The sequence below is a fragment of the Halopelagius longus genome (assembly GCF_900100875.1).
Taxonomy (GTDB): domain Archaea; phylum Halobacteriota; class Halobacteria; order Halobacteriales; family Haloferacaceae; genus Halopelagius; species Halopelagius longus.
Map to the genome: position 1 here is coordinate 340,718 of NZ_FNKQ01000003.1, position 20,513 is coordinate 361,230.

Sequence of the window (20,513 nt, forward strand, 5' to 3'; positions counted from 1 at the left end):
GGTCCCTCTCCTCGCCCGATGCTTCGACTCGCGGTCGCCACGGAGCGCCGGACGTTCGAGCGAATGCGCGACCCCCTCGGGGCCCGCGGCATCGACGTGGCCCACCTTCCGGCGAAGGAACGGGCGATTCGGCTCACCGACGCGCCGACGCGGGAGTTCGACGTCGGGTTCGTCTACCCGCCGCGACTGATGGAGGGCGGAGCGCTCTCGGCCCTGTACGACGTTCCGTGGGTCAACGGCCGCGAGGCGGTGCTCACCTCCCGGAACAAAGCCGGCGTCGTCGCGCGACTCTCGCGGGCGGGGCTTCCGGTGCCCGAGACGCGCATGGTGTCGAACCCCGCAGACGAGAGCGACGTGCGCGACGCCGTCTCCGGACTCGACTTCCCCGTCGTCGTCAAGCCGAACTCGACGACGCGCGGCGTCGGCGTCGCGAAGGCGGCGGACCTCGATTCGCTCCTCGGCGTCGTCGATTACCTCGACCTCGTCCACGACTACCGCGCGACGGGCGATAAGTCGTACCTGATTCAGGAGTTCCTCCCGGAGGCGCGCGATTACCGCGTCATGGTCGTCGAGGGCGAGGTGGTCGGCGGCGTCGAACGCCGACTGTCGGCAGCGGCCTTGGCGGAGGGGCGGTGGAAGCACAACGTCCACCGCGGCGCGGAAGCCGTCGGCGTGGACGTGCGACCCGAGCACCGCGAACTCGCCGTCTCGGTGGCCGAGACGCTCGATATCCCCTACCTCGGCGTGGACCTCTTGGAGTCCGAGGGGCGGACCGTCGTCTCGGAGACGAACGCCCGGCCGACGATAGACGACGCGACGAAGTACGAAGCGGACTTCTGGGACCGACTGGCGGCACTGATACGAAAGACGGCCGACGAACGAGACGGTAGAAACTGACGGAGAAGAGCGAATCGAACGAGATGCGCCTCGGACGACGCCGGTTACTCGACGTCGATGGGTGCGGAGTCTTCCGCCTTCGCGAACGTGACTTGGAGGACGCCGTTGTTGAAGGAGGCGTCCGCGGAGTGTTCGTCCACCCTGACGGGGAGGCGGATGCGTTCGTCGAACTCCCGGCGGTCGCTGGCCGCGCTAATCGTGAGCATCTCGCCGTCGCACTTCAGGTCGATACCGTCCTTCTCCACGCCCGGTAGGTCCGCGACGAGTCGAATGGTCTCGCCCTCATCGTAGACGTCGACGTGCGTCTCCGAGGCGAATCCGGTAGAGTCGCTACCGGTCATCTCGTTCATCATCCGTTCGATTTCGTCGAAGATGTTGTCGAACGGATCGTCGCGTTCATCTCTCATACGTACCTCCATTGGACGTTTCCGCTCAAAAGCCTTCTCCCCCCGGAACCGTCGGGACGGGCGCCCGTTCCGCGACGGAGTGGTAGAACCGCCGACACGTCCGGGCGGCGTCGAGGCGCGGGACGACGCGAGTCGCTCCGGTCGTCACCCCTACCGATAGCTCTGTTCGTTCGTGCACGGTTCCGAACGAATCTGTTCGAAGTCGGAGCGCGTCCGCGGTGGCGACTTTCCACATTCTCCATTATCTTTAGGAGAATTTTTCGGCGAACGTCAACGAGAATCGATAATTCGGGCGTTCGAGGGCGAAATCGTTACACAGGGATTCAAGTGTCCGCGCCACCACTACTCGAACATGAGTGAAAAGTCGTATCTCGACGCGGGTACCGACGTGGACGACTCCGAAGTCGTACGTGTGGGGCTGAACGGCTTCGGCCGCATCGGTCGCAACGTGTTCCGCGCGGTGATTGACCATCCGAACGTCGAACTCGTCGGCATCAACGACGTGATGGACTTCGAGGACATGGAGTACCTCGCGAAGTACGACACCGTGCAGGGCACCCTCGACGAGGTGTCCCTCGACGGCGAGAAACTCGTCGTCGGCGACTCCTCCGTGGACGTGTTCAACGTCCAGAGTCCCGCCGAACTCCCGTGGGACGAACTCGACGTGGACGTCGCCCTCGAGTGTACGGGCATCTTCCGGACGAAGGAGGACGCCTCCGCACATCTCGAAGCGGGCGCGGAGAAGGTCGTCATCTCCGCGCCGCCGAAGGGCGAGGAACCGGTCAAGCAGATCGTCTACGGCGTCAACCACGACGAGTACGACGGCGAAGACGTCGTCTCGAACGCCTCCTGTACGACGAACTCCATCTCGCCCGTCGCGAAGGTTCTCGACGACGAGTTCGGCATCGAGAACGGTCTCCTGACGACGGTGCACGCCTACACCGGCAGCCAGAACCTCATCGACGGCCCGAAGGCGAAGCAACGCCGCGGGCGCGCCGCCGCCGAGAACATCGTCCCCACCTCGACGGGCGCGGCGCAGGCCACCACCGAGATTCTGCCGCAACTCGACGGGAAACTCGACGGCATGGCGATGCGCGTCCCCGTCCCGAACGGCTCTATCACCGACTTCACCGTCTCTCTGGAGGAGTCGCCGTCCGTCGAGGAGGTCAATCAGGCCTTCCGTGACGCCGCGGACGACGGCCCCCTCGCGGGCGTCCTCGCGTACACGGACGACGAAGTCGTCTCCTCGGACATCGTCGGTCTGCCGTTCTCCTCGACCGTCGACCTGAACTCGACGGACTCGGTCAACGACGGCGGCATGTACAAGGTCCTGACGTGGTACGACAACGAGTACGGCTTCTCGAACCGCCTGCTCGACGTCGCCGACTACATCATCCACGGCTAAGCTACACCCACACCGGAACACGGCGTACGCTCGTCTGCGCCGAGTTCACTCATCCGGTCGCACGACGGCGTACGACCGGGCGACGTTCGGCGGACAGACGGGAGTATGAAGTAACCTCTCTTCGATATCCCACTCACCAGACATATGTCCACGTTCAACACGCTCGACGACCTCGAATCCGGACAGCGCGTCCTCGTCCGCCTCGACCTGAACTCGCCGGTCGAAGACGGCGAGGTGCGAGACAACCGCCGCTTCGACCGTCACGCGACGACGGTTCGGGAACTGATGGAGGCGGGCCACCGCGTCGTCTGCATGGCCCATCAGGGCCGCCCCGGCGACGACGACTTCGTCTCCCTTCGGCAGCACGCCGACATCCTCGCGGAGCACGTCGGCCGCGACGTCGGCTTCGTCGACTCCACGTACGGCGAGTCCGCCGTCGAGGCCATCGAATCGCTCTCCGACGGCGAGGCGCTCCTGTTGGAGAACACGCGGATGACAGACGACGAACTGCCCGAGGAGTCGCCCGAGGAGAAGGCCGAGACGGAGTTCGTCAAGACCCTCTCGCCGCTTTTCGACGCGTACGTCAACGACGCCTACTCGGCGGCCCACCGGTCGCACGCCTCCTTGGTCGGGTTCCCCCTCGAACTGCCCGCCTACGCGGGGCGCGTCATGGAGTCGGAGTACGAGGCAAACACCGCCATCGCCTCCCGCGAGTTCGACGGGCAGGTGACGATGGTCGTCGGCGGGACGAAGGCGACGGACGTCATCGACGTGATGAACAACCTCGGCGGGAAGGTAGACCAGTTCTTGCTGGGTGGCATCGCGGGCGAACTGTTCCTCCGCGCCGCGGGCCACGACGTGGGCTACGACGTCGGCGGCATGGACCTCTTCGACGACCAGTGGGAGGCGAACCACGAGACCATCGAGTCGCTTCTGGAGGAACGCGGCGACCAGATAACGCTGGCCTCCGACTTGGCCTACGAGGACGAGAACGACGAACGGGCCGAGATAGCAGTGGACGAAATCGACGAGAAGGACCGCGGCTACCTCGACATCGGTTCGGAGACCGTCTCCGAGTACGACCCGGTCATCCGAGACTCGGAGGCCGTCTTCGTGAAGGGCGCACTCGGTCTCTTCGAGGACGAACGCTTCTCCGAGGGCACTGTCGGCGTCCTCGAAGCCATCGCCGAGACGGACTGCTTCTCCGTCGTCGGCGGCGGCGACACCTCCCGCGCCATCGAGATGTACGGCCTCAGCGAGGACGACTTCGGGCACGTCTCCATCGCCGGCGGCGCGTACATCCGCGCGCTGACGGGCGAACCCCTCGTCGGCGTCGAAGTGCTGTCGCGGGACTAAGCGGTCCGGATCACCCGACGCGGACCCGTTCGGCGACGAGTGTCGCCGCGCCGTCGGTGAACAACAGAACGCCGGTGACGACGGCGAGGAACCAGAGTACCGAATCGGCCGTCGACGGTACTGTGGCGCTTCCCGAGGCCAGTAGCGCGAGCGACTCTAACGCAAAGAACACCGCAGTCGCCGAGAGAGCGGTTCCGACGGCGATTTCTGTGGAGGCTCGACGAGCGGTAGACATTCTATCACGTCTTACTCACGAACAGAATAAGGACTCCGATTCGGCGAGTGAGTACTTTCTTGCGAGCCTCCGTCGAACGTACAGCCATGAAACTCGGCATCTGTTCGGACACGCACGACAATCTCGACCTCGCAGAGGGCGCGGTCGAACTGTTCGAAGACGAGGGCGTAGAGGCCGTCGTTCACTGCGGCGATATCGTCGCGCCGTTCACGGCGAACGTCTTCGACGCCGACTTCGAGTTCCACGCGGTTCGGGGGAACAACGACGGCGAGTGGAACCTCCAGAACGCCGTCTCGACGTTCGGCACGTACCACGGCGAAGCGGCCGACCTCTCGTTCGAGGGGACGGAGGTGGCAGTCTACCACGGGACGAACGAGACGTTGGTCGAGGGGTTGCTCGAAAGCGGCGCGTACGACTACGTGTTCCGGGGCCACACCCACGAACGACACCGAGAGGAGTGGGGCGACACCGTCCACGTCAACCCCGGCGGCCTGCCGATTCCGGGGGCCGACGACGCCTACTACGTCGCGACGCTGGACACCGACACGGACGAACTGGCGTTCCACGAGGTGTGAGTCAGGTTCCGGGGAGGATGTCGCCGAGTGCCGCGCCGATGCTCATCGGGACGAACGCGACGACGACGTCCGCTATCGCCAACCCCGGCGTCGACCAATCGACGCGGCCCCACCCGGTCATCAGGAGGAGTGCGGTGAGAAACGAGACGCCGACGACGCCGACGAGTCGTCGGGGGACGACGCCGAGGATGGGGTTGCTGACGCGGACGTCCTGAATGTCGGCGACGTAGAGGATGCCGACGACCATCCCGACGGCGAAACAGAGCGTCCCGACGAACGAGAGCGGATGGCCGGCCAGATACTCGCCGACCTCTTGGGTGCCGCCCTCGACGAACATCGGGATGCCGAAGAGGACGCTCCCGAGGAGGGCCTCCGCGAGGTCCTCCCGACCGAACCCCTTGACGACGTTGCCGAACGCGCCGGGCGGGCGGGAGACGTGCATCGCGGCGCGCATCACCTCGCGCACCTGCTGTCTGGCCTCCGGCGTCTCGACGGCGTCTTCGAGTTCCTCTAACTCGTCGAACAGTCGGTCCAGTCGTTCCGGCGGGTCCTCCAACGGGTCCTCCGGCGGCGTCTCGTCGGGCATCTGTCCGACCACGCGAACTCCGCGGATAAAGCCCCTGCGAACGCCGCAGCGGTCGAAAACGGAGGTCTGTTCGGGGGGACGCGTCAGTCGTCGGCGAGTTCGGCTTCGACGTGGTCGTCCTCGCGGCTAAATCCCGCGGGGTCGCCCTCGATGCCGATGCCGACGTGTTCGTCCGTCCGGGCCATGCTCTCCGCCTTGTCGGTCACGTCGAGCATCGCGCGGATGGCGTCGACGTTCTCGGGGATGACGTCCGACTCCTGGTGGATGGCTTGGAAGAGGTACAGGTCGCGTCCCTCGACGGCGATGGACTCGCCCCAGACGCAGTTCTCCCACAGGTCGCCGCGCGGGCGGCCGGCGTCGAGTGCGAAGTCCTTCAGTTTCCCCGCGCCGTCGATGCCGAGGCCCTCGGGGATGACGTAGACGCGGTCCTCGCCTTCCAGCAGTTGCCGGACGTGCGCGGCGGTCACGTCGGATTCGAGCGTGACGTTGAGGCTGTGGACGTGCATCAGCGTCGCCGGGACCTTCAGTCCCAGCGTGTCGATGTCGAGGTCGGGGAAGATGGTCTCCACGTCGGGGCCGTGGTGACTCGGAATCTCTATCGGGTTCGGCAGGATGTCGTTTATCGGACCGCGGGAGTTCTGCGCGGGGTCGCCGCCGCGGCGGACGAGCGTCGCGCGCACCTTCTCGACGCCGTACGCCTCCTGTAGCGGTGCGATGATGCGCGAGAGCCCCGTCGTGTTACAGGAGACGACGCGGGTGTAGTCGGCGCCGACGCACTCGTCGAAGTTCGCGCGGGCGTTGAAACTCACGTCGGCGACGTCGGCGTCTTCGCCGCCTTGGAAGATGGCGGGCGTGTCGTGGGACTCGTAGAGGGACTTGTTCTCCGCGCCGATACCGGAGGGGGTGCAGTCGACGATGAGGTCCGCGTCCGCGACGAGTTCGTCGACGACGCCGGCGATTTCGACGCCGGCTTCGGCGAACAGGGGGGCGCGGTCGGGGATGGCGGCGTACATGTCGTATCCGCGTTCGACGGCGGTGTGGGCCTCGAAGTTCGGCTGGGTCTTCGCGACGCCGGCGAGTTCCATGTCGGGTTGGGAATCGACCGCATCGGCGACGCGCTTACCAATCGTGCCGTAGCCGTTGACACCGACTCGTATCATTACGCGTCAGTCGAAGGGGGAGCGCCATAGTTATTTCGGCGTTCACAGTTAAGAAATTAACTCCATCCCGAGTAACGAGGCGGATTTCCACGCGGGCGAGTAACTTCCGCCTCCGTACGAGGGAGTCGGCGGAACCGACCGACCGGACGCCGATGGGAACGCCTAACCCCGCGGCGACGCACGTGGACGTATGAGCGACAGTGACGTAGCGGCCGCCGCGGAGACGGCGGTGCGCCAGTGCGTGGCACTCGACGACGCGGAGTCGTGCGTCGTCGTCACCGACGACAAGCGACTGCCCATCGGGGAGGCACTCTACGAGGCGGCGCGGGCGGTGACGGAGGACGCGACGTTGCTCCGGTACCCGCCGGGGAACCAACACGGCGAGGAACCGCCCGCGCCCGTCGCCGCGGCGATGGCCGAGGCGGACGTGTTCCTCGCACCGACGACCAAGAGCCTCAGTCACACCCGCGCCCGCGGCGACGCCTGCGAGGCGGGCGCGCGCGGCGCGACGCTTCCGGGCATCACCGAGGAGGTGTTCACCACCGGGTTAGACGCCGACTACGACGCCATCGCGTCGCACTCGCTGTCGGTGTTAGAGCAGGTCAACGACGCCGAGGAGGTTCGCGTCACGACGGACCGCGGCACGGACATCACCTTCGAACCCGGCGACAGGGACTGGCTCTCGGACACCGGCATCGTCCACGACGCGGGCGCGTTCTCGAACCTCCCCGCGGGCGAGGTGTTCGTCAGCCCCGAGAACGCGAACGGCACGTACGTCGTCGACGGGACGATGATGCCGCACGGACTCTTAGACGGCGAGGAACTCCGATTCGAGGTGGAGGACGGCTACGTGACCGACATCTCGGACGACGACGTGCGCGAACAGGTCGAGGCGGGAGCGGAGGACGTCGGGCGGGACGCGTACAACCTCGCGGAACTCGGCATCGGGACGAACGTCGGGGTGACGGACCTCGTGGGATCCGTCTTGTTGGACGAGAAGGCCGCCGGTACGGTCCACATCGCCATCGGCGACGACGCGGGCATCGGCGGCGACACGGACGCGCCTCTCCATCTGGACGGCATCATTCAGGACCCGACCGTGTACGCGGACGGGGAGGAAGTGGAACTCCCTCGATAGACGGGGTTATCCGGTTTGTAACGGCCGAAGTCCGCGGTTCGTCACCGCGCGCTTCCGTTCACCCGCCCTCTCCGGTACGTCCGATAGGCCCGACGGAGGAGGCGAACCGCGCTCAGCCGATGAGGCACCGCCCCGCCGCACTCACCTCGCACTCGCCGATGGCGTACAAATCGCCCGTGTTCCGGTGCGAAAACACCAACTCCTCGGTGACGGCGGGTGCACTCGTGGCGCTCTGGTTCTCCCCCAGTTTCGCCGTTCCCAGCCTCTCGCCCGTCTCGGCGTCGAGGGCGAACAGTCGGCCCCGTGCGCCGCCTTCGTCGCCGGAGGGTTCCCGACGGCCGTTGACGTAGACGACGCCGCCCGAAACGACCGGCGTCGTCCGCAGACCGACTTGCTCGCGTGCGTTCCGGCCGAACGCTCGCCAGAGGCGTTCGCCTGTGTCCGCCTCGCGGGCAACGAGACTCCGGTCGGCGACGTAGTAGAGCCTCCCGTCCGAAACGGCGAGGCAACTGTCGGTCCACCGCGGCCCTACTTCCACGCGCCAGCGTTCCTCGCCCGTCTCCGCGTCGAACGCGCCGACGAACTGCCGTCCGATTCTGGTGCCGTCGTCGATTCGGAGCGGGAGAAACAGGGTACCGTCCGCGACGGCGGGCGTCCCGTCGGCCGATATCGGACGACGCCACCGTTCCTCGCCGGTCGCGCTATCGACGGCGACGAGTGCGCCGTCGCCGTCCAACATCGGGACGTAGACGGTGCCGTCGGACGCGCCGAGTTGCCACATCCCCGTCGCGTCCGCGAATTCGCGCCGCCACAGTTCGCTCCCGTCCGTCGGGTCGACGCCGTACAGTACCTCGGGTTCGGTCCTCTCGTCGCCGTGGTTCTCGTGCGTCTCGTAAGACCCCGTGACCACGACGTCGTCGCGAACTATCGGCGGCACCGCGTCGGGGATGGGTTGGGTGGGACCGAAGTTGTCGAACGTCCACGCGACGGTGCCGGCGTCGGCGTCGCCGCCCGTCGAGACGGCCTTCAGTCCCTCGTGCGTCTGGACGTAGAGTCGGTCCGTCGCCGAATCGAGAACCACCGAGTCCGAGTGATAGAAGTAGTAGAACTCGTCGGTGCGCCACAGTTCGGTCGTCCAGACGGACTCGCCCGTCGCCGCGTCGAACGCCTCGACCCACGACCCGCCGGGGCCGTCGCGCGTCCCCGCCTCCTCGGAGTAGACGAGGTAGAGTCGGCCGTCGCCGACGACGGGCGAACACGTCGTCCCGCCGCCTCGCGGCCTCTGTGCGTGCCAGACGGCGTGGAGGTCGGTCGTCGGCCCCGCTATCTCGGCGTGGCCGGTGTTCGCCGCGTCGTAGGACCGTCGCGGCCACGTTCCGGCGGCGGAGGGGGTCGAAAGCGAGAGGCAACCGGCCGTCGCCGCGACGCCGGCGCTACCGAGGGCGGCGAGGAACGCGCGGCGGGAAGGGGTCGCACGAGGGGAGGGCATCGTCACGGAGTGCGCCCGCTTCGTATAAGAACCCTAACGTACCGGTCGAGGCACGGGCTCCCACGGGGCGGTATCACGCGCCCGAGGGCGGAAGGGCGACTTTTTACGGCGTCGTCGGATAGATGGAGGTATGAGTACGCCACAGGACCGCGTCGCCGTCGCGTGTCCCTCCTGTTCGCCCGAGGAACCGACCGTCCACGAGGTGTTGAAACCGGGCGGGCAGGCCACCGTTCGCTGTACGGAGTGCAGTCACGTCCACAAGGTTCGAATCGAGGAGGAGCGAGAAGTCCAACGGGACGTCATCGTCTCGCAGGACCAAGAGTCGTTCAAGACCACCGTCGACGCCCCCGCCGAGGAGACGATAGCCGTCGGCGAGGAGTTCATCGTCGATACGGAGGAGGCCATCATGCTCGTCCGCATCACCGGCATCGAAGTCGGCCCCGAGCAACGAACCGAGTCCGCGGAGGTGGAGGACGCGACGACCATCTGGACCCGCGCCGTGGACAACGTCTCCGTCAACGTCACCGTCAACCCGAAGGACGGTAAACACGACAAGACGCGGAGTTTCAAGGTCCACGTCCCCGGCGACTACGAGTTCGTCGTCGGCGAGACGGAGGAGTTCGGCGACGAGAAGTTCACCGTCAAGGCCCTCCACGTCCGCGAGGACGCCCCGGAGTACCGCCACGGGAAACTCGACCACGACGGCGACATGGTGTACGCGAAGGACCTCAACCGCCTGTACGGCCGCGACGAGACGTCCACCGCGTGGTCGGCCTGGTAATCCACCTTTTTCGTCGTCGGGTTTCCTCGCTCACTGCGTTCGCTGCGGGTACCCTCCTCGAAAAACCTGGAGGGAAAAAGCCGCCGACGTCGCGGCCTTCGGCCACTCGTCGCCGGTGAACTGCTCGCTTCGTCTTCGGGAGGGCTCTAAGCCACCTGAATGGCCGGCGAGATGGCGAAGCCGTCTCGCTTTGCTCGCGGATACTCAATCGGACTTGCGAAAATTCTCAACTATATCCACGAATCGTTCGATGTACGAAGGAATATCATCACGCTCTTTGACCTCTTTGTAGGAAAACCAGTGAATCGCAGCGACTTCGTCCGACGCGCGCGGATAGGCTTCGCCATTCACATGCTCGCACAACGTGACGATATTGATGCATTGAGTCCCATCGTCGGCCTCAAACGTCGTGCTGAGGACATACTCGACATCTCCGATCTCGATGCCGACCTCTTCGTCAAGCTCGCGGATGGCTGTCTTCTCGATCGGATCATTACCTCCGGGCGGCTGCTCAATTTTGCCACCCGGAAACGCTAACGACCCGCTGGCGTGGTCTTCCTCCGGTCCGCGTTCGATGAACAGATACTCGTCGTTTTGAACGACGACACCATCGACGTTCACAACGTATCCATATTCCTCTATCATACTGACAATAATTGGAACATCTATCGATAATATTTCTGCTTAGAACGGAGCCCGACCCACCGGTCGTTTCGTCAGCCGGAAGCAAGAACGAAGAGCGCCCGTTTGCTGGATAGACACCTAACCGAGAACTACCGGGTCGAATCCGCCACCCGCCGCAACGTTCGACTGTTCTCGCCGCGAATTGCGACGCATGACCGACGATAGAACCGACGAGCGACGGCAACTCGTCGAACGACTCGAACGTCGGGGACACGTCGAGAATCCGAGGACGCTCGACGCCCTGCGGTCGGTCCCCCGCCACGAGTTCGTCCCCGACGGGTCCCGACGCTCCGCGTACGCGGACAGACCGCTCTCCATCGGGCAGGGACAGACCATCAGCGCGCCCCACATGGTCGGCGTGATGGCTGACCTGCTGGACCCGGACCCGACGGACCGCGTCCTCGAAATCGGGACGGGGTGCGGCTACCACGCCGCGGTGACCGCCGAACTCGTGCCCGAGGGCCGCGTCTACAGCGTCGAGTACGAGCCCGAACTGGCCGAACGCGCCCGAGAGACGCTCGAATCGCTGGGCTACGACAACGTCTCGGTCCGCACCGGCGACGGCCACGATGGGTGGCCCGAACACGCCCCGTACGACGGCGCGTACCTGACCTGCGCGCCGCCGGAGGTTCCGCCGGCCGTCCGCGAACAGGTCGAACCCGGCGGCGTCGTCGTCGCGCCCGTCGGGCGGGGCCGCCAGCGACTCGTCACCGTCGAGAAGCGGGAGGACGGAACGGTCGAGCGGTCCGAACACGGCGGCGTCAGGTTCGTCACGATGAGCGGCGGATAGCGGCTGGTAGGGGAAACCGGGCCGACTTTGCCGGTCGGCGGCGTCGAGAGAGACATGCCGACCCGAGACAGTTCGTCGCGCGACGTGGAGGAACTCGTCTTGCTTTGGGCCGCCCGCCGGAGCGGCGTCCTCGACGCCGTTCTCGACACCGCCGGGACGCCCGCGGAGGCGGCCGAGGCGGCGGACGTGACGGAGGAGGCGGCCGCAGTCGTCGTCGAATCGCTCGCGGACCTCGGGTTCGTCCGCGACGTGGGCGGCGAGTACGAGATTACGAACCGCGCGCTCGGATTTTTAGCGAAGCGAGACGTGCGCTCCATCGGTCGTCTGCCGCACGCGTTGGACCTGCTGGACCTCTGGAGCGACCTGCCGGAGACGATGGCGACGGGCGAGACGCCCGAGTTACCCGAAGACTGGACGCGAAACCGCCTCGGGGCGCACGCCGCGACGGACGACGCGGCGGTGCGCGCCCGCGTCACCGCGGCGGTGCGCGAACGACCCAACGCAGAGCGAGTCGCGGACCTCCTCGGCGCGTCGGGGACGTACGCGACGGAGTTCGCCGCCCGCGGGTTCGAGACGACGCTGGTCGACGACGGAGCGTGCGTCGAGGCGGTCGAACCGATGGTCCGCCACCGCGGCGTCCGAACCGTCGCCGCCGACGTTCCGGGCGAGTTGGGCCTCGACTCGGGGTCGTTCGGCCTCGCGTTCGCCGCCGACGCGACGAGTCGGCTCGACCCCGCGGAGAACCGCGCGCTGTTCGACGCGGCGTTCGACGCCCTCGAACCGGGCGGGACGCTCGTCATCGTGGACGTCCTCCGCGACGGGTCGCCCGAATCGGTCGGCGCGCGGGTGCGCGCCCTCGGCGTCGGACGGGGCGACGCCTACCCGGAGGCGACCTACCGCGAGTGGTTGGAGGACGCCGGGTTCGCGGGCGTTGCTTGTAAATCCGTGCCGGGAGACGCCCGGACGGCGGTTATCGCCCACCGGCCGGAGCGTGCGGTTGATTAGGGCGCACGCCCGAGGGCGAGTATGGATACCGCCGCATTGCGCGAGGACATGGTCGACGGCATCGAACACTCGATGGACGTCGACGAGTCCGTGAGCCTCGCGATGCGAACTGTCCCTCGACACCCGTTCGTCGAGGAGACGCCGTACGACAACCGGGCCTCCGACTACGAGGGGACGACGGTGCTGGCCCCCGCCCTCGCCGCGCGAATGCTCTCCGCACTGAACGCAACCGACGGCGACGAGGTGTTGGTCGTCGGCGCGGGCGTCGGCTACACCGCCGCCGTCTTGGCCGAACTCGTCGGCGAGAGGTACGTCCACGCCGTCGATATCGACCGCCAACTCGTCTACGCCGCCCGCTCGAACCTCGAATCGGCGGGCTACGGCGGCGTCCTCGTGGACCGCCGCGACGGCGCCGACGGCCTCCCCGAGTACGCCCCGTTCGACCGCATCCTCGTCGAAGCCGCGGCCATCAACCCCCCGCGGAAACTCGTCGCGCAGTTGGCCGACGGCGGCCGCCTCGTCATGCCGATGGGCGGCCCGGAGCAGACGCTCGTCTCCGTCACCCACGAGGGCGAAATCGAGGAGAAACACGGACCCGTCGCCTTCCGACCCCTCCTGGTCGAGGGCGAACAGCGGAGCGGTCCCACGCGCAACCGCACCGAACGCGAGGACGCCGAACGGGCGCAACCCGACTCGGGCTACTTCGCGCCGAGCGGGTGGGAACAGGAGTGGATAGACTGGGACGAACGGCTGAGCGGACGACAGCGGCGGCGGCGGTAGTCCTCCTCAGAACGACGTGTCGTCCAGCGCCGTCTCGAAGAGGGCCACGAGGACGAACGCGCCCGCGAGGATGGCGCTCTCGACGAGGCCGTACTGAAACGGATACACCGTTAGTCCGAAGAGACCGACGGCGCCGAGAAGGAACGCGCCGCAGACGAGGAACGCTTTCGTCGGCGAGACCATACTCGAAATACGCTTTCTCCCGCTTAAGAATTTACTCCCCCGAAACGGTGTACGAAGCCCGTCCCGGCGAGTACCGTCGCCAGACGCTACGTCTTCATCCCGCTTCCCGTCAGCGGAATCACCACGTCGTCGGTGGCGTCGATGACGCCCCGTTCGCGGTACTCCCGGAGGGCCGCGGGCGCGACGGCGGAGGTGGATTCGACGTAGAACCCGCGGCCGTGGAGGGCGTCGAGTTCGCGTTCCACCGCACCCTCCGAGAGGGCGATGGCGTCGCCACCCGTCTCCTCGATGGCGTCGAGAATCTGGTCTTTGCGGACGGGCTCTCGTATCTGGATGCCGTCGGCCGCGTCGTTCTCGCCCGCCGCCGCGTCCCGTCCGTGCAACGCCTCCGCGATAGGGGCGTATCCGGCGGCCTGCGCGCCCAAGAAGCGCGGCATCTCGTCTATCCAGCCAGCGTCGGAGAGGGCACGGAAGCCGCGGTAGGCGCCGAGAAACAGCGTCCCGTGGCCGAGGGGCGAGACGACGGCGTCCGGGGCCGACCAGTCTCGCTGGAGGACGACTTCGTAGGCGAACGTCGCCGTCCCGGCGAAGAAGGCGGGGTTCCACGCGTGGGAGGCGTACCAGCCGTCGCCCGCGCGGACGGCGTCGAGGCAGGCGTCGGTCACGTCCTCGCGGGACCCCTCGACGCGGACCGGCGTCGCCCCCGCGCGTTCGACGGCGCGGAGTTTCGTCGCCTTGACCGCCGCGGGTACGTACACGTCGGCGTCGATGCCGGCGCGGGCGGCGTAGGTGGCGATGGCCGCCCCCGCGTTGCCCGAGGAGTCCTCGACGACTCGTTCGACGCCGAGTTCGTCGGCGACGGAGAGCGTCACCGTCGCCCCGCGGTCCTTGAACGACCCCGTGGGGAAGACGTACTCCAGTTTGAACGACGCGCCCCACTCGGGCGCGTCCACGAGGGGCGTCAGTCCCTCGCCGAGGGTGACGTTCGGACCGACCGGGAGAAAGTCGTCGAACGACCACAGTCCCCGGCGGGCGTCGAACGCGTCGGGGGCGGGCGCGGGGCCGTCGGGTCGGAAGTCGGCGGCGAAATCCAACGGCGCGCCGCAGTCACAGCGCCACGTCCACTCGGCGGGTTCGTTACCGCAGTCGGAACAGCGGAGTCGGAGTTCGGGAGGCAGCGCCATCGTCAGACGGTGTCGATGTCCGTGCCGACCGAGCAGACGTACTCGCCGGTGGCGACCTGCGGGAGGCGGCGGCACCGCCAGAAGATGCCGGGACCGTCGGCGGTGACGCGCGCCTTCAGGCCGCCGAAGACGTCCGTCACCTCGAACAGCACGTCGCCGACGGAGACGGAGTCGCCGAGGTCCTTCTTGAACCGCACCAGACCGCCCGAGGGCGACCCGTACTGGTCGAACCCCTTCGCGCGGGTCTGGGACGTGGATTCGACCGACCCGTCGAGGAAGCCGTACCCGCGGAGGACGTTGTAGACGCCGTCGACGCCCTTCCGGATGCTCTCTTCGTCCCACCCGACGGCCCCGCCGAGTTCGGGGTCGATGGTCGGGATGCCGTCGTCCGGGCCGGCGCGGGCGAGTTGTCCGTCCGGGCCCTTCTGGTCGAGGATGTAGCCGCACCCGAACGTCTTCGCCAGTCGGAGACACTCGCTGTGGAGGCGGTGGTGGCGGCCGCAGCGGACGCGAACCTCGTCTATCATCCGACTCGTCGACCCCTGATGGAGGTCCACGATGATGTCCGCGCGGGAGGCCACGTCGTACGTCGCCGCGGCGATACGCTCGGAGGACGTGCCGTTCTCGTCGCCGGGGTACGCGCGGTTCATCTTCGTGTCGTCGATGGGGTTTCTGTGCTCTGCGACCTGAAACGCGTGGTAGTTGACGATGCCGACGACGAGTATCTCGCCGACGACGTCGTTCGGATCCAGTTGGGGGACGACGCGCTGAATCACGCCGACACCGTTCAGTTCGTCGCCGTCGGACGCCGCCTGCAGGTAGAGCGTCTTGCCGTCTCGCGCGCCGTTTATCACGGCGACCGGGAGCGCGACCGGGCTTCCGTCTCGCGCCTCTCCCACTTCGAGCCGACCCGTCGCAATCTCTCCCGGGGCCGCGCTCGCACTTCCGAGCGTGGTCATTACTCGTCTGTCGGCACCCCCACCCTTTAGGGGTTCGGTCTGTGACACCGCAGACGGCGACGTACGCCGCCGCGAGTGGGTCACCCGCCGCGGAGGGGCCTCGGCGGTTCCGCCGACCGGGACTGATTTGACGGACGCAGGAGAGGGGACGCACATGGCGCGCGAGGAGACGGCCGAACCGGACGCGTTCTCGTCGTTCCGACGCTTCTTCGCCCTCGACGGCGACGTACTGGTTCTCTCGGCGGCGATGTTCGCGTTCAGCCTCGGGTTCCAGATGACCGGACGCTACATGCCGCGGTACATGAGCGTCCTCGGCGCGGGGAGCCTCGCAATCGGGCTGTACGGGAGTTTCGGCAACCTCATCAGCGCCGTCTACCCGTACCCCGGCGGCGCGCTCTCGGACCGCATCGGGTCCCGGACGGCGCTGACGGCGTTCGGCGTCGCCTCGACGCTCGGGTTCGTCGTCTGGTTGTTCGCCGACGCGTTCGGCGTCCTCACGATACCGGCCTTCGAGGTGGGGCGGTACGCGGCGGAGCCGGTCGTCCTCCCCGTCGGCATCTTCCTCGGCCTCCTGCTCGCGCAGGCGTGGAAATCGTTCGGGCTGGGCGCGACGTTCGCGATAGTGAAACAGAGCGTCCCGGCGGACCGTCTGGCGACGGGCTTTGCGAGTACGGAGACGTTCCGCCGGACGGCCTTTCTGCTCGGGCCCCTCCTGGCCGCGGGCGTGTTGACGCTCTATCAGTTCGAGTTCGGCTTCCGCGTCGTCTTGGCCGTCGCCGCCCTGTTCGGCCTCGTCGCCACGGCGGCGCAGTACGCCCTCTACGACGCGTCCAGGGACTCGTTCGGGAAGTCCTTCGAGGGCCTCGACTCGGTGCTCGACGACCTGCAGTCGATGCCGCCGGAGCTTCGACCCCTGCTGGTCGGCGACACCCTCGTCCGCTTCGCCAACGGGATGGTGTACGTCTTCTTCGTCATCGTCGTCACCGAGTTCCTCGAAGTCGGCGTCACCCTCCCCGCCGTGGGGTCGCTCTCGCCGGACGCGTACTTCGGCGTCCTGTTGGCCGTCGAGATGGCTATCGCCCTCCTCACGATGGTGCCCGTCGCCAAACTCGCGCGGCGCGTCGGCCTCAAACCCGTCGTCGCCGTCGGGTTCGCCGTCTACGCGATATTCCCGGTGCTGCTCGTCAACGCGCCCGCGAACGCCGCCGTCGTCGCTCTCCTCTTTGCGTTCTCCGGCCTCCGGTTCGCCGGCCTCCCGGCGCACAAGGCGCTCATCGTCGGACCGGCCGAAGAGAACGCCGGCGGGCGCGTCGTCGGCTCGTACTACCTCGTCCGCAACGTCGTCGTCATCCCCTCCGCCGCCGTCGGCGGATGGTTGTACGCGGCGTCGCCGGAGTTGGCGTTCGGCGCGGCGACGGCGGTGGGCCTCCTCGGGACGGGCTACTTCCTCGCCTTCGGCCGGGAGTTCCCGGCGTACGCGTGAACGGCGTCGGCGGCGACGGCGATGGAGATTTGACGGACCGAGAACAACCCACACTCGTGAGTGACGAGGTTCCGGAGCGTCCGCCGTCGGGCGGACTCGTCGAGGCGTTAGACGTGCCGCGGAACGCCGCAGTCGGCGTCGCCGCCGGCGTTACCCTCGCGGCGGGCGCGTACCTGTTCCGCGTGTTAGAACTGTTCGGCCCCTTCGCGGGGACGAGAGCGTACCCGGTTCTCGGGCCGGAAGGCTGGTTCGGCATCCTCGCGTTCGTCCTCGCCACCTCGACGGCGCTTCTGGTGACGACGCTTCTGACCGTCGTCTCCGTCTACCGCCTCGCAAAAGACGTGTGAGTTACCGCATCGACCGGTCGTCGAGCCGTTCGACGCCGACAGACCCGTCGCGGTGGACGGTGACGCGGAGACCCTCGTACTCGAACGAGACGTTCACGGACTGCGTCGTCGTGAGCGACGAGAGCGCGTCGATATCGACGAGTCCCGCGAGCGGTTCCAACTCCATCGGACTTCGGTCGAGTTCGGCGGCGACTTCGCGGACGATTCTCACGCCGATGTCGTCCGCCCCGCTCGTACCCGAAGACGTGCCGCCGGGTTCGGTCACTCGCCTCGACACCTCATCTCGCGTCCGCGTCGTCCTGCGCGGTACGCCCGTCCCTGTCTCCGACCGCGAGTAACGAAAGAATCCACCCTGTCCATTGGTACTGAGCAAGCAGACGAGCTACAATAAGTTGGGCGTTTCTATGTCCAGGTGTTTAAGATACGGTCGGAAGTGGCGACGAAAGGGCCGTCGAAAACGGTTCGAGGCGACGATTACTCGTCGAACAGTTGCGGGTCGCCGGTGGCCTCGCCGAGTCGTTCGGCGCCGGCGCGGGTGCCCTTCGCGATGACCACGTCGCCGGGGAGCAGTTCGGTCTCCGGGCCGGGCTGAATCACCCACTCGTCGGCGTCGTTCGGCGCGTCGGCGGCCGGGGGGCGTTCCCGCCGGACGGCGATGACGCGCATCCCCGTCTCCGTCTTCACCCGCTTCTCTCCCAGCGTCGCGTTCGCGAGGGTGCTCCCCTCGGCGACGGTGAGGCGGACGATGACCTCGTCGGACTCCTCGACGGCGACGGCGACGACGGGGTGGGCGTTGAGTCCGCGGAGGACGCCCTCGCTGATTTCGAGTGCGGCGTCGGAGATGACCTCCGTCGCGGAGGCGAGGTGGACGAGTCCGCGGAGCTGAACCGGGTCTTCGACGCGGCTCGCCGCCCGGAGCACCCACGCCTCGAAGCGCGACTTCAGCGCGTCCACCTCCGCCTCCAACTCGTCTACCTCCTCGGCGACGCCCTCGCTGTCGAACAGAATCGCGCCGTACGCGAGGTCCACGGCGAGTTCGCTCATGTCCTTCATCAGGATTATCGAGTCGACGGCGCGTTCGAGGTCCTCGATGGGCGGGTCGGCGACCGCCGGCGGTTCGTACGGGACGCCGGCCACCGTCTCGTAGACGGCGGCGACGCCCTCCTGCGCGCCGCGGAGGAGGAGCACGTCGTTCTCTCGCAGTTGGGTCTCCCGGTCGGGATTCGTTATCCACCGGCGCTTGCCCGTCGCGGAACGGCGGCGGATGGCGATGACGCGGACGCCCGTCTCCGTCTCCATGTTGATGTCGCCGAGGGTGCGGCCGTCGTACGGCGAGTCGGCGGCGACGGTGGCGCGCACCAGCATCTCGGCGGCCTCCGGCAGGGCCGCCCGGATGGCGTCGGGGAGGCCGATGTCCTCCAAGACGACCTTGGCGATGTCGCCCGCCGCGTTGGATATCTTCTCGGCCGCGCCGATGACGCCGAGGACGGGCGCGAGTTGCTCGGCGTCCTCGGGGTTGCGCGCGGCCATCAGGAGGCTCATCCGCCCCTGCAACTGGAGGATGTCCATCCGCTCTTCGAGCGCGAGAACCTCCCGCGCGATGTCGTCGCTCCCGTTGAGGACGGCGGAGTACGAGAGGTCGATGAGGAGCTCTGCGGTGTCTTTCATCTCCGAGAGCACCTCCTTCACGCTGACCGGTTCGTACTCCACGTCCGCTGGGTCCATGTGTCGGGATGGGCGGCGGACCGTGATAAGGCTTGGTAGCGACGCGTTACCCGCACCCCGCGCGGTGGACGGACGTTGGGATGTCGCCGTCGTCTCCTTTGTGTGCTATAAGTTAACGTTGGTCTATGACCCAAAAGAGACAAAAGGAAATAGTTTGGGGTGAACGATAACGCTTTTTTGAGAGGGACGGGAACCGTTTGGGTATGTCAGACGACCTGAAGCGGGGGCTGGAAGGCGTTCTCGTCGCCGAGTCGGAACTCAGTCACATCGACGGTGATGCCGGGAAGCTCGTCTACCGGGGCTATACCATCGAGGACTTGGCCCGCAACGCGTCGTACGAGGAGGTCGTCTACCTCCTGTGGCACGGGGAACTCCCGACACGGTCGGAGCTCGAGACGTTCGAAGAGCAGATGAGCGCCGAACGGACGCTCGACGACGACGTGTTGGGCGAGATTCGGAAGCTCGCCGACGCCGACGAGGTGCCGATGGCGGCGCTTCGGACCGTCGTCTCGTCGCTGTCGGCGCACGACGACGACGCCACCTTCGAGGGCGTGACGGACGAGGAGGCCAACATCCGGAAGGCCCGCCGCATCACCTCGAAGATTCCGACGGCGCTTGCCGCGTTCAATCGGCTCCGCAACGGCGAAGAGCCCGTCGAACCGCGCGAGGACCTCGGCCACGCCGCGAACTTCCTCTACATGCTCAACGACGAGGAGCCGGACGAGGTGCTCGCGGAGACGTTCGACATGGCGCTTGTCCTCCACGCCGACCACGGCCTGAACGCCTCGACGTTCTCGGCGATGGTCACCGCCTCCACGCTGTCGGACATGCACAGCGCCGTCACGAGCGCAGTCGGCACGCTCGCGGGGTCGCTCCACGGCGGGGCGAACGCGAACGTGATGAAGATGCTCAAGGAGATAGACGAAAGCGACAAAGACCCCAAGAAGTGGGTCAAAGACGCCCTCGACGAGGGTCGTCGCGTCCCCGGGTTCGGCCACCGCGTCTACAACGTGAAGGACCCGCGCGCGAAGATTCTCGGCGAGAAGTCCGAGGAACTCGCCGAGGCGTCCGGCGACACGAAGTGGTACGACTACTCGGTCGCAATCGAGGAGTACATCACCGAGGAGAAGGGTCTCGCGCCGAACGTCGACTTCTACTCCGCGTCGACGTACTACCAGATGGGCATTCCGGTCGACATCTACACGCCCATCTTCGCGATGTCCCGCGTCTCGGGGTGGACGGCGCACGTCCTCGAACAGTACGAGGACAACCGACTCATCCGCCCGCGTGCGCGCTACGTCGGCCCGACGGACCAGACGTTCTCCGACGTGGACGAGCGGTAAG

General features: G+C 67.1%; 23 protein-coding genes. 12 read left to right on the plus strand and 11 right to left on the minus strand.

What is annotated here, in order from left to right:
* Positions 1-18 precede the first annotated feature (18 nt).
* Positions 19-897 carry an ATP-grasp domain-containing protein gene (locus BLS11_RS12420; protein ID WP_092537899.1) on the plus strand — a complete coding sequence of 293 codons (879 nt, stop codon included), beginning with the start codon at positions 19-21 and terminating at the stop codon, positions 895-897.
* A 44-nt stretch (positions 898-941) separates the two neighbouring features.
* Here BLS11_RS12420 and BLS11_RS12425 read toward each other — a convergent pair whose 3' ends face one another.
* Positions 942-1,304 carry an Hsp20/alpha crystallin family protein gene (locus BLS11_RS12425; protein ID WP_092537901.1) on the minus strand — a complete coding sequence of 121 codons (363 nt, stop codon included), beginning with the start codon at positions 1,302-1,304 and terminating at the stop codon, positions 942-944.
* A 352-nt stretch (positions 1,305-1,656) separates the two neighbouring features.
* On the opposite strand from BLS11_RS12425, the gene gap reads away from it, so the two are divergent.
* Together gap and BLS11_RS12440 are read left to right on the plus strand one after the other, a co-directional pair.
* Entirely contained in the window at positions 1,657-2,709 is a 1,053-nt protein-coding gene (gene gap / locus BLS11_RS12435; protein WP_092537905.1) for a type I glyceraldehyde-3-phosphate dehydrogenase, read from the plus strand.
* Positions 2,710-2,853: 144 nt separating this feature from the next.
* The gene (locus BLS11_RS12440) at positions 2,854-4,065 is read left to right on the plus strand and encodes a phosphoglycerate kinase (protein WP_092537907.1); all 1,212 of its coding nucleotides are present in this window, start codon (positions 2,854-2,856) and stop codon (positions 4,063-4,065) included.
* A gap of 10 nt (positions 4,066-4,075) precedes the next feature.
* Here BLS11_RS12440 and BLS11_RS12445 read toward each other — a convergent pair whose 3' ends face one another.
* Entirely contained in the window at positions 4,076-4,300 is a 225-nt protein-coding gene (locus BLS11_RS12445; RefSeq protein ID WP_092537909.1) for a hypothetical protein, read from the minus strand.
* An 86-nt stretch (positions 4,301-4,386) separates the two neighbouring features.
* Here BLS11_RS12445 and BLS11_RS12450 point away from each other — a divergent pair, with 86 nt between their 5' ends.
* Complete coding sequence (locus tag BLS11_RS12450; protein WP_092537911.1) at positions 4,387-4,875, plus strand: metallophosphoesterase; 489 nt, start codon at positions 4,387-4,389, stop codon at positions 4,873-4,875.
* A 1-nt stretch (position 4,876) separates the two neighbouring features.
* Here BLS11_RS12450 and BLS11_RS12455 read toward each other — a convergent pair whose 3' ends face one another.
* Both BLS11_RS12455 and BLS11_RS12460 read right to left on the minus strand, forming a co-directional pair.
* Positions 4,877-5,461: a DUF2391 family protein gene (locus BLS11_RS12455; RefSeq protein WP_092537913.1), complete on the minus strand. Its 585-nt coding sequence runs from the start codon at positions 5,459-5,461 to the stop codon at positions 4,877-4,879.
* 83 nt (positions 5,462-5,544) lie between these two features.
* Positions 5,545-6,621 carry a type II glyceraldehyde-3-phosphate dehydrogenase gene (locus BLS11_RS12460; RefSeq protein ID WP_092537915.1) on the minus strand — a complete coding sequence of 359 codons (1,077 nt, stop codon included), beginning with the start codon at positions 6,619-6,621 and terminating at the stop codon, positions 5,545-5,547.
* Positions 6,622-6,811: 190 nt separating this feature from the next.
* Here BLS11_RS12460 and BLS11_RS12465 point away from each other — a divergent pair, with 190 nt between their 5' ends.
* A complete protein-coding gene (locus BLS11_RS12465) occupies positions 6,812-7,759 on the plus strand; it encodes an aminopeptidase (RefSeq protein WP_092537917.1) in 948 nt (315 codons plus the stop codon).
* Between the two features lie 112 nt (positions 7,760-7,871).
* Here the strand turns inward: BLS11_RS12465 and BLS11_RS12470 are convergent, their stop codons facing one another.
* The gene (locus BLS11_RS12470) at positions 7,872-9,248 is read right to left on the minus strand and encodes a PQQ-binding-like beta-propeller repeat protein (RefSeq protein WP_092537919.1); all 1,377 of its coding nucleotides are present in this window, start codon (positions 9,246-9,248) and stop codon (positions 7,872-7,874) included.
* Between the two features lie 130 nt (positions 9,249-9,378).
* Between BLS11_RS12470 and BLS11_RS12475 the strand changes: the two genes are divergently transcribed.
* Positions 9,379-10,029, plus strand: a complete 651-nt coding sequence (locus BLS11_RS12475) for an HVO_0476 family zinc finger protein (protein WP_092537921.1) — start codon at positions 9,379-9,381, stop codon at positions 10,027-10,029.
* Between the two features lie 204 nt (positions 10,030-10,233).
* Here BLS11_RS12475 and BLS11_RS12480 read toward each other — a convergent pair whose 3' ends face one another.
* Positions 10,234-10,674 carry an NUDIX hydrolase gene (locus BLS11_RS12480; protein WP_245698899.1) on the minus strand — a complete coding sequence of 147 codons (441 nt, stop codon included), beginning with the start codon at positions 10,672-10,674 and terminating at the stop codon, positions 10,234-10,236.
* A 190-nt stretch (positions 10,675-10,864) separates the two neighbouring features.
* Here BLS11_RS12480 and BLS11_RS12485 point away from each other — a divergent pair, with 190 nt between their 5' ends.
* Genes BLS11_RS12485 through BLS11_RS12495 form a run of 3 tightly spaced genes read left to right on the plus strand, consistent with a single transcriptional unit; the run spans position 10,865 to position 13,288 of the window.
* On the plus strand, positions 10,865-11,503 hold the full coding sequence (locus BLS11_RS12485; protein ID WP_092537923.1) for a protein-L-isoaspartate(D-aspartate) O-methyltransferase: 639 nt from the start codon (positions 10,865-10,867) through the stop codon (positions 11,501-11,503).
* A gap of 54 nt (positions 11,504-11,557) precedes the next feature.
* The gene (locus BLS11_RS12490; protein ID WP_092537925.1) at positions 11,558-12,508 is read left to right on the plus strand and encodes a methyltransferase domain-containing protein; all 951 of its coding nucleotides are present in this window, start codon (positions 11,558-11,560) and stop codon (positions 12,506-12,508) included.
* Between the two features lie 21 nt (positions 12,509-12,529).
* Positions 12,530-13,288 carry a protein-L-isoaspartate O-methyltransferase family protein gene (locus BLS11_RS12495; protein WP_092537927.1) on the plus strand — a complete coding sequence of 253 codons (759 nt, stop codon included), beginning with the start codon at positions 12,530-12,532 and terminating at the stop codon, positions 13,286-13,288.
* 6 nt (positions 13,289-13,294) lie between these two features.
* On the opposite strand, the gene BLS11_RS19440 is transcribed toward BLS11_RS12495, so the two are convergent.
* From BLS11_RS19440 to BLS11_RS12505, 3 genes are all read right to left on the minus strand, one after another.
* Positions 13,295-13,471, minus strand: a complete 177-nt coding sequence (locus BLS11_RS19440) for a hypothetical protein (protein WP_175454447.1) — start codon at positions 13,469-13,471, stop codon at positions 13,295-13,297.
* A gap of 86 nt (positions 13,472-13,557) precedes the next feature.
* A complete protein-coding gene (locus BLS11_RS12500; protein WP_092537929.1) occupies positions 13,558-14,655 on the minus strand; it encodes a pyridoxal-phosphate dependent enzyme in 1,098 nt (365 codons plus the stop codon).
* A 2-nt stretch (positions 14,656-14,657) separates the two neighbouring features.
* A complete protein-coding gene (locus BLS11_RS12505; RefSeq protein WP_092537931.1) occupies positions 14,658-15,614 on the minus strand; it encodes a succinylglutamate desuccinylase/aspartoacylase family protein in 957 nt (318 codons plus the stop codon).
* A gap of 154 nt (positions 15,615-15,768) precedes the next feature.
* Between BLS11_RS12505 and BLS11_RS12510 the strand changes: the two genes are divergently transcribed.
* Together BLS11_RS12510 and BLS11_RS12515 are read left to right on the plus strand one after the other, a co-directional pair.
* Positions 15,769-17,097 (plus strand): MFS transporter, encoded by a 1,329-nt coding sequence (locus BLS11_RS12510; protein WP_092537933.1) that lies wholly within the window; start codon positions 15,769-15,771, stop codon positions 17,095-17,097.
* A gap of 29 nt (positions 17,098-17,126) precedes the next feature.
* Positions 17,127-17,444, plus strand: coding sequence for a DUF7536 family protein (locus BLS11_RS12515; RefSeq protein WP_394327398.1), 318 nt, complete (start codon positions 17,127-17,129; stop codon positions 17,442-17,444).
* Position 17,445: 1 nt separating this feature from the next.
* On the opposite strand, the gene BLS11_RS12520 is transcribed toward BLS11_RS12515, so the two are convergent.
* Both BLS11_RS12520 and BLS11_RS12525 read right to left on the minus strand, forming a co-directional pair.
* Entirely contained in the window at positions 17,446-17,709 is a 264-nt protein-coding gene (locus BLS11_RS12520) for a HalOD1 output domain-containing protein (protein WP_092537935.1), read from the minus strand.
* 209 nt (positions 17,710-17,918) lie between these two features.
* A complete protein-coding gene (locus BLS11_RS12525; protein WP_092537937.1) occupies positions 17,919-19,169 on the minus strand; it encodes a potassium channel family protein in 1,251 nt (416 codons plus the stop codon).
* 203 nt (positions 19,170-19,372) lie between these two features.
* Here BLS11_RS12525 and citZ point away from each other — a divergent pair, with 203 nt between their 5' ends.
* Entirely contained in the window at positions 19,373-20,512 is a 1,140-nt protein-coding gene (gene citZ / locus BLS11_RS12530; protein ID WP_092537939.1) for a citrate synthase, read from the plus strand.
* The last annotated feature ends 1 nt before the right edge of the window (position 20,513 follow it).

Bases quoted from the DNA above. Each gene is read 5' to 3' on its own strand.
- BLS11_RS12450 (WP_092537911.1), top strand. From the start codon at position 4,387: ATGAAACTCGGCATCTGTTCGGACACGCACGACAATCTCGACCTCGCA.
- BLS11_RS12500 (WP_092537929.1), bottom strand. From the start codon at position 14,655: ATGGCGCTGCCTCCCGAACTCCGACTCCGCTGTTCCGACTGCGGTAAC.
- BLS11_RS12445 (WP_092537909.1), bottom strand. From the start codon at position 4,300: ATGTCTACCGCTCGTCGAGCCTCCACAGAAATCGCCGTCGGAACCGCT.
- BLS11_RS12475 (WP_092537921.1), top strand. From the start codon at position 9,379: ATGAGTACGCCACAGGACCGCGTCGCCGTCGCGTGTCCCTCCTGTTCG.
- BLS11_RS12495 (WP_092537927.1), top strand. From the start codon at position 12,530: ATGGATACCGCCGCATTGCGCGAGGACATGGTCGACGGCATCGAACAC.
- BLS11_RS12525 (WP_092537937.1), bottom strand. From the start codon at position 19,169: ATGGACCCAGCGGACGTGGAGTACGAACCGGTCAGCGTGAAGGAGGTG.
- gap (WP_092537905.1), top strand. From the start codon at position 1,657: ATGAGTGAAAAGTCGTATCTCGACGCGGGTACCGACGTGGACGACTCC.
- BLS11_RS12485 (WP_092537923.1), top strand. From the start codon at position 10,865: ATGACCGACGATAGAACCGACGAGCGACGGCAACTCGTCGAACGACTC.
- BLS11_RS12510 (WP_092537933.1), top strand. From the start codon at position 15,769: ATGGCGCGCGAGGAGACGGCCGAACCGGACGCGTTCTCGTCGTTCCGA.
- BLS11_RS19440 (WP_175454447.1), bottom strand. From the start codon at position 13,471: ATGGTCTCGCCGACGAAAGCGTTCCTCGTCTGCGGCGCGTTCCTTCTC.
- BLS11_RS12420 (WP_092537899.1), top strand. From the start codon at position 19: ATGCTTCGACTCGCGGTCGCCACGGAGCGCCGGACGTTCGAGCGAATG.
- BLS11_RS12465 (WP_092537917.1), top strand. From the start codon at position 6,812: ATGAGCGACAGTGACGTAGCGGCCGCCGCGGAGACGGCGGTGCGCCAG.
- BLS11_RS12505 (WP_092537931.1), bottom strand. From the start codon at position 15,614: ATGACCACGCTCGGAAGTGCGAGCGCGGCCCCGGGAGAGATTGCGACG.
- BLS11_RS12440 (WP_092537907.1), top strand. From the start codon at position 2,854: ATGTCCACGTTCAACACGCTCGACGACCTCGAATCCGGACAGCGCGTC.
- BLS11_RS12490 (WP_092537925.1), top strand. From the start codon at position 11,558: ATGCCGACCCGAGACAGTTCGTCGCGCGACGTGGAGGAACTCGTCTTG.
- BLS11_RS12425 (WP_092537901.1), bottom strand. From the start codon at position 1,304: ATGAGAGATGAACGCGACGATCCGTTCGACAACATCTTCGACGAAATC.
- BLS11_RS12480 (WP_245698899.1), bottom strand. From the start codon at position 10,674: ATGATAGAGGAATATGGATACGTTGTGAACGTCGATGGTGTCGTCGTT.
- citZ (WP_092537939.1), top strand. From the start codon at position 19,373: ATGTCAGACGACCTGAAGCGGGGGCTGGAAGGCGTTCTCGTCGCCGAG.
- BLS11_RS12470 (WP_092537919.1), bottom strand. From the start codon at position 9,248: ATGCCCTCCCCTCGTGCGACCCCTTCCCGCCGCGCGTTCCTCGCCGCC.
- BLS11_RS12455 (WP_092537913.1), bottom strand. From the start codon at position 5,461: ATGCCCGACGAGACGCCGCCGGAGGACCCGTTGGAGGACCCGCCGGAA.
- BLS11_RS12460 (WP_092537915.1), bottom strand. From the start codon at position 6,621: ATGATACGAGTCGGTGTCAACGGCTACGGCACGATTGGTAAGCGCGTC.